The 6,684-nt window shown below is 64.1% G+C and carries 6 protein-coding genes and 2 pseudogenes; 3 read left to right on the top strand and 5 right to left on the bottom strand.

Annotated features, from left to right (window positions below; all coding sequences use genetic code 11):
- From prfB to ABI213_RS18460, 3 genes and pseudogenes are all read right to left on the bottom strand, one after another.
- A pseudogene (prfB, locus tag ABI213_RS18470) lies at positions 1-184 on the bottom strand (peptide chain release factor 2); the annotation flags it as partial.
- Positions 185-266: 82 nt separating this feature from the next.
- Positions 267-1,823, bottom strand: a pseudogene (locus tag ABI213_RS18465) (methyl-accepting chemotaxis protein).
- Between the two features lie 151 nt (positions 1,824-1,974).
- Entirely contained in the window at positions 1,975-2,889 is a 915-nt protein-coding gene (locus tag ABI213_RS18460; protein WP_348007495.1) for an alpha/beta hydrolase, read from the bottom strand.
- 106 nt (positions 2,890-2,995) lie between these two features.
- On the opposite strand from ABI213_RS18460, the gene ABI213_RS18455 reads away from it, so the two are divergent.
- From ABI213_RS18455 to plsY, 3 genes are all read left to right on the top strand, one after another.
- The gene (locus tag ABI213_RS18455; RefSeq protein ID WP_348007496.1) at positions 2,996-4,057 is read left to right on the top strand and encodes an aldo/keto reductase; all 1,062 of its coding nucleotides are present in this window, start codon (positions 2,996-2,998) and stop codon (positions 4,055-4,057) included.
- A gap of 78 nt (positions 4,058-4,135) precedes the next feature.
- On the top strand, positions 4,136-4,627 hold the full coding sequence (locus tag ABI213_RS18450) for an aminoacyl-tRNA deacylase (protein ID WP_348007497.1): 492 nt from the start codon (positions 4,136-4,138) through the stop codon (positions 4,625-4,627).
- Positions 4,628-4,673: 46 nt separating this feature from the next.
- The gene (gene plsY / locus ABI213_RS18445; protein WP_348007632.1) at positions 4,674-5,312 is read left to right on the top strand and encodes a glycerol-3-phosphate 1-O-acyltransferase PlsY; all 639 of its coding nucleotides are present in this window, start codon (positions 4,674-4,676) and stop codon (positions 5,310-5,312) included.
- Position 5,313: 1 nt separating this feature from the next.
- Here plsY and ABI213_RS18440 read toward each other — a convergent pair whose 3' ends face one another.
- Complete coding sequence (locus tag ABI213_RS18440; protein WP_348007595.1) at positions 5,314-6,291, bottom strand: phosphodiesterase; 978 nt, start codon at positions 6,289-6,291, stop codon at positions 5,314-5,316.
- A 69-nt stretch (positions 6,292-6,360) separates the two neighbouring features.
- Positions 6,361-6,684: retropepsin-like aspartic protease (locus tag ABI213_RS18435; protein ID WP_348028155.1), on the bottom strand; the 324-nt coding region annotated here is incomplete at its 5' end.

Genomic DNA, 6,684 nt, shown 5'->3' with positions numbered 1-6,684 from the left:
TTCCTTGCCCAGTTCCTGGGCCTTCTTCGGATCGTTCCAGACGCTGGGGTCTTCTAGCGAGGCATTGACGGTGCGCAGGCGTTCGGCTTTGGCATCGACGTCAAAGATACCTCCGGAGATCTTCGGTTCGCACGCTCAGGGTGCTGAGTTGGTTGCCAATGGTATTGATACGTTCTGCGTCCATGAGATTCTTTCGGGAGTGGGTGCCGGGGGCTAACCCATTATTTTCTCACGGTACACAACGCCCTCAGCGCAATCCGCGCGGTTCAGGCCAAAAGCCGTGGGCCCAGGCCCGCGCCCCCCAGCCGGAACACCGACACGGTGTGCACTAAGTCCGCCGCCTGGTGCTTCAGGCTGTCGGCGGCCGCGGCGCTTTGTTCGACCAGGGCCGCGTTTTGCTGGGTATTCTGGTCGATCTGGGTAATGGCTTCGCTGATTTGCAGCACCCCCAGGGTTTGTTCACGGCTGGCGGCGCTGATGTCACCCATGATGTCGGTAACGCGGCGGATGGAGGCCACCACTTCTTGCATGGCGGCACCGCTTTCGTCCACCAGCGCCGTGCCCTGGGCCATGCGCTGCACGCTGGTCTGGATCAGGCCCTTGATTTCGCGGGCGGCATCGGCGCTGCGCTGCGCCAGCAGGCGCACCTCGCTGGCCACCACCGCAAAGCCACGGCCCTGCTCCCCGGCGCGGGCGGCTTCGACGGCGGCGTTGAGCGCCAGGATATTGGTCTGGAAGGCAATGCCGTCGATCACGCCCACGATGTCGGCGATCTTGCTGGACGCTTGGGCGATGCCAGTCATGGTGTCGGCCGCCCGGGTGAATACCTCGGAGCCGCGCACGGCCACGCCGGAGGCCTGCAGGGCCAACTGGTTGGCGTGCTGCGCGCCGTCGGTGTTTTGCTGGATGGTGGCCCCTAGCTCTTCCATGCTGGCGGCGGTTTCTTCCAGGGCCGAGGCCTGGGCTTCGGTGCGGGCACTCAGGTCGTGGTTGCCCATGGCGATTTCCTGGCTGGCGCTGGACACGCTTTCGGCGCTGGCGCGCACGCTGCCGACCACGATGGCCAGGCTGGTTTGCATGCGGTTCAGGGCGTTCAGCAGGTCGGCCAGCTCGTCTTTGCCCGACACTGCCTGGGCGGCAGTCAGGTCGCCGCTGGCCACCGATTGCGACACGCCCACCGCGTGGCCGATGCGGGTGGTGATGGTGCGGCTGAAGCGCCAGCTCACCAGCATCACCGCCAGGCAGACCAGCAGCATGACGCTCAGGCTGATGATAGTGGCGTGCTGGCCGTTCTGGGCGGCCAGGTCGGCCACGGCGCGGCTGTCGTTGCCAATGGCTTTTTCGGCATCGTCTAGCAGTTTGCTGGGTTCCCGGTCCATGCCTTGCACGGCTGTGTCGCCCACGGTCGGGTCGAAGTCGGCGGCTTTGAAGGCTTCCAGCCCTTTGCGGTAGGCCGCGCCCATGGTTTGGTGGGCCTGCGCAAAGCGCTCGACCAGGCTGCGCGCTTCGCCGGGCGGCAATTCCTGCTGCAGGGCGCTGGTGGCTTTGGCGATTTCGCCTTCTTTGGTTTCAAACGCCTTCCAGTAGCGCGCCAGTTGCTCGGGGTTTTTGCCGCGCAGCAAGACGTTTTTCCATTCCTGCACCTGCACCTTGAAGTCGTTGAGCAAATGGGCAATAGCGCGCTCGTTGCCGTAGCTGGCCTGCACCGTGGTTTGGTAGGTGTTCAGCGACTAGTTCAACTGGTAGATGCCAAACAGTGCGGCACACAGCACCAAAACCATGGCGGCGGCAAACGCCAGGGGAAGTTTGAGGCTCAGTTTCATGTTGAACCGCTTTGCAGCGCCCAAGTAGTCAAGGTGCTTACATACTGGCACAAATTGCCGCCAGACGCTTTAGTTTGGTTGCTACTAAATTAAGAGCTATTCACGCAGATAGAGCCTGCGCCAAAGGCCTAAAAAGCTTAAAAAGCTTAAATTATTCGACCAAAAATGCCTCGACCAACCGGGCCAGCGCTTCGGGCTGGTCGTGGTGCAGCATGTGACCCGCGTCCTGGATGACCGCCACGGTGGCCTGGGGCACGGACTGCAGGCGCTGGTGGTATTCGGCCAGCGTGTAGCCCAGGCCCCAGCGGGCCAGGCTGTCGTCGGATGCTTCGACCGACAGCGTGGGCGCGGTGATGCGCTGGTACACGGCCAGCACTTCCTCCACGCGGAATAGCTGGGGGTTGCGCAGCTTGTGGGCCGGGTCGCCCAGAATTTGCCAGGCGCTGCTGCCGTCGGCCAGGGTGTGCGGCTGTGCCCAGTGCTGGGCCAGCCAGTCGGCCTTGTCTTGGGGTAGGCGGGGGTTGGTCTTCATCAGGCGGCGGGCCACGCCGCCCAAGTCGAGATAGGTCTTTAGGCCCATCTCGCCCTGGTGCAGGCTGTGCAGCCCGTCCATCCACTGGGCGAAGCGGCCGGGTGCCTGGGACGGCTTGGTGGCGGGCATGCCAAAGCCTTCCAGGTTCACCAGGCGGCGGATGCGCTCGGGGCGGATGCCCGCGTACAGCATGGCGATGTGGCCGCCCATGCTGTGGCCGACCAGGTCCACCGCCTGGCCCGGCGCGTAGTGGTCCAGCAGAAAGTCCAGGTCGCCCAGGTAGTCGGGAATCCAGAAGCTATCGACACCGCCGCTGCCGGTCAGGCCAAAGCCGCGCCAGTCGGGGGCGATGGTGTGGCGCTCCCCGGCAAAAGCATCCACCATGAACTGGTAGCTGGCGGCCACGTCCATCCAGCCGTGCACCAGCACCAGCGGCGGCTGGCCGGGGCGGGGCTGGCCCCACTGGCGTACGTGGTAGCGGAGGGTGCGGATGGGAGTGAATTCGCTGCGCGAGGGGCGTTGGAGGGGGTACATGCTGCGATGGTAGCCAGTGCCGGCTGGGCTTGTCTGTCCGCTAGACGACTTGAACACGCGGCCTGTTGTAGGATGGAAAAATTCCCTTCTGACGATGCCTTTACCCATGAAAAAAATCCAACTCGGTCAAAGCGACCTGCAAGTCACCGCCGTTTGCCTGGGCACCATGACCTTTGGTGAGCAGGTGGATGAAGCCCACGCCCACGCCATCCTCGACCGTTCGCTGGAGCGCGGCGTGAACTTTATCGACACGGCCGAGATGTATTCCGTGCCCGCCCGCGCCGAAACCTATGGTGGTACCGAAACCATCCTCGGCCACTGGTTCCTGAAAACCCCCGGCGCGCGGCACAAAGTGGTGCTGGCTACCAAGGTAGCCGGCCCGGCGCGCGGCATGGGCTGGATCCGCAATGGCAGCCCCGACCTGACCCGCGCCGAGATCATCGATGCCTGCCACGGCAGCCTGCACCGCCTGCACACCGACGTGATCGACCTCTACCAAATCCACTGGCCGGTGCGCCATGTGCCCGCGTTTGGCGGCGTGTACTTCGACCCGGAGAAAGACCTGCCGGTGTCCTCCATCCACGAGCAGCTAGAAGCCTTGGCCGCCCTGGTCAAGCAGGGCAAGATCAAGGCCATCGGCCTGTCGAATGAAACCCCGTACGGCGTGCACGAGTTTGTGCGCCTGGCCGAGCAGCATGGCCTGCCGCGCGTGGCCACCGTGCAAAACCCCTACTGCCTGATCAACCGCACCGTAGAGAACGGCCTCGACGAAACCATGCACCGCCTGGGCGTGTCGCTGCTGGCCTATTCGCCGCTGGGCTTTGGTCTGTTGACGGGCAAGTACGATGCCTCGGGCACCACCGGCCCGGGCGCGCCAGATGGCCGGATGGCCAAGTTTGAATCCATGCGCAAACAACGCTGGGGCCGCCCCGAGGCGCTGGAGGCCGCGCGCCGCTACAACGCCCTGGCCCGCGCCAACGGCATGACCCCCACGCAAATGGCGCTGGCGTTTTGCCATTCCAAATGGCAGGTCGCCAGCACCATCATCGGGGTCACCTCGGTGGCGCAGTTGGACGAATGCCTGGATGCCTGGGGCAAGTCCTTGTCGACCGACATGCTGGCCGCAATCGACAAAATCCGCTGGGAACTGCGCGACCCCGCGCAATAACTGGCTTGCTATTTTTTAAGTAGCTGCTTGCGCAGGTGCTACCTGCGCCAGAGGCACTTTTTATATAAATATTGGACGATGGCCAAAGCTGCGCATATTTCAGAGACCCCCGCCACCCAGTTCCTCAAGGCGCAGGGCGTGGCCTTCACCGAGCACCCTTACGCCTACGTGGAGCACGGCGGGGCGCAGCACAGTGCGGAGGTGCTGGGGCTGGACCCGTTCACGGTCGTCAAAACCCTGGTGATGGAGGACGAGCACGCCAAACCATTGATCGTGCTGATGCACGGCAACCGCGCGGTGTCGCTGAAGAACCTGGCGCGGCAGATCGGCTGCAAGTCCGTCACGCCCTGCAAACCCGAGGTGGCGAACCGGCACAGTGGCTACCTGGTAGGCGGCACCTCGCCGTTCGCCACCCGCAAAACCATGCCGGTGTACATCGAAGCCGCCATTCTGGAACTGCCCCGCATCGCCATCAACGGCGGGCGGCGCGGCTACCTGGTGGGGCTGGACCCGCAGGTGTGCGTGCAGCTGTTGAATGCAAAGCTGGTGGATTGCGCCATTCCGCTCTGACAGGCTGGCAAAATGCGCTCCAGTTTGGAGACATAGTTTGACCACGATTTACCCGATCATTTACCCCGTTTTGGCCACCCTGGCCGCCTACCTGTTGGGCTCCCTGTCGTTTGCCGTCATCGTCAGCCGCGTCATGGGCCTGAACGATCCGCGCACCTTTGGCAGCAAAAACCCCGGTGCCACCAACGTGCTGCGCTCGGGCAGCAAGCCCGCTGCCATCGCCACCTTGCTGCTGGATGGCGTGAAGGGCTGGCTGCCGGTGGCGCTGGTGGGCTGGTACGGCGCGCCCTATGGCATGGAAGACGGCACCATCGCCCTGGTCGGGCTGGCGGCATTTATGGGCCATTTGTACCCGGTGTTTTTCAAGTTTGTGGGCGGTAAAGGCGTGGCCACCGCGTTGGGTGTGCTGCTGGGCATCCACCCGATACTGGGTTTGGTGGCCATGCTGACCTGGTTGCTGGTGGCCTTTGTGTTCCGGTTTTCGTCCTTGGCCTCGCTGGTTGCGGTGGCCCTGGCGCCGGTGGTCTACGTGCTGGGCAGCGGTGGGGCTTGGTACAGCGAAACTTCGGTGCTGGTGTCCATCAGCGTGATGGCCGCGCTGCTGTTTTACCGCCACCGCGAAAACATCGTGCGTTTATTGAACGGCAAAGAGTCTCGCCTGGGCAAAGGCAAGAAGCCCGCCTGAATTAGCGGGCGGCCCGGTCGGCGTAGATGCCTTGGCGCAGCAGGCTTTGGTGGTTCACGCGGACCTTCACCGCGTCTTGCGTTAGCGCGGCCTGGATCAGCGGGCTGCTGGTGGCGGTGCGGTGCAGCCGGGGCGGCATAAACGCCTCGCCCTTGCGGTTCAACAGCATGGCCACCAGCGGGTGGTTGGCCTTGGCGCTGCGGCGCAACACCACGGCGGTTTCGCCACTGTCCATGCGCACATAGGTACCGGGCGGGCACAGGCCAATGGCGCGCACCAGTGCGAAACCCACCGGGTCGTGCGCGCCCAGGGCGCTGGCCATGATGCTGCGCACCGAATCCGTCACGCTGCGCCCGGTGCGCGATTTGCGCGGGCTGACCATGGCGGCATAGCGGTCCACCACGCGCAGGGTGTGGGCCAGCCGGGGCACCAGGCCCAGGCTCTGGATGTCGCTGCGCGGGTCGTGCGCGCTGTGGTGGGTGGCGACCACGTCCAGCCAGTCAGAGTCGGTAATGCCCACGTCGGCCAGCACCTCGCAGCTGGTGGCGGCATGGGTGCGGATCTGCGCTTGCTGGGTTTCGCTGGGTTGGCTGGTTTGCACGGCCAGACTGTCTTGCAACTGGGTCATGCCAACGTTCATGGTCATGGCGGCAAACACCAGGCTGTCGCGCTCACTGTCTACCAGGTGCAGTTCGTGGGCGGTGATGTGGCACAGCACGGCGCACACCAGGGCATGCAGGGCGCTGTAGCCTACCGACGCATTGGTGGCAAGCTGGAACAGCAAATACAGCGCGGTGTCGGTGTCTTGCTGCAGCAGGTCTTGCATCCAGCGGTCGTACTGCCGGATCTTGGATTCAAAGTCGGGGATGTTGCGCGGATTGGCCAGCACCATGGCCAGGCCAGACTCCAGATCGGCCCACAGGCTGAGCAGGTCTTCGTAGTCGGCATCCTGCGGGTGGGGCACTTGGGTGGTGGGCATGTAGCGAGGGCAGTCTAGAGGGACACGCCGAATTTATCAGACACGGGGCATCAGAATCTGTGGGCGGTCTCAGTAGCGCCGTTCCAGCACCATCTGGTCGTTGATGCGGGTCATCTGGAACTGGGTCAGGAAGCTGTTGCCCAGCAGCACGTAAGGCATGGACGCGGGGGTGATGATGGCCTCTACCCCCGGTAGCTCCACATCGCCAATGCGCACCGAGGCCAGCCGTACCCGCCAGCCTACCGAGTTGCCGTTGGCCGTACTCATGCGCACCTGTTCGCCGTTTTTGTAGTTGATGCCCATGCGCTCGGCCTCGTTCACGCCCAGGCTGACTGCGGTGGCACCGGTGTCCACTACAAACTGCATGGCCTGGCCGTTGATCTTGCCGGGTCC

The organism is Rhodoferax sp. (assembly GCF_039922535.1).
Classification (GTDB): domain Bacteria; phylum Pseudomonadota; class Gammaproteobacteria; order Burkholderiales; family Burkholderiaceae_C; genus Rhodoferax_B.
This window is presented reverse-complemented; position numbering and strand designations above follow the sequence as displayed.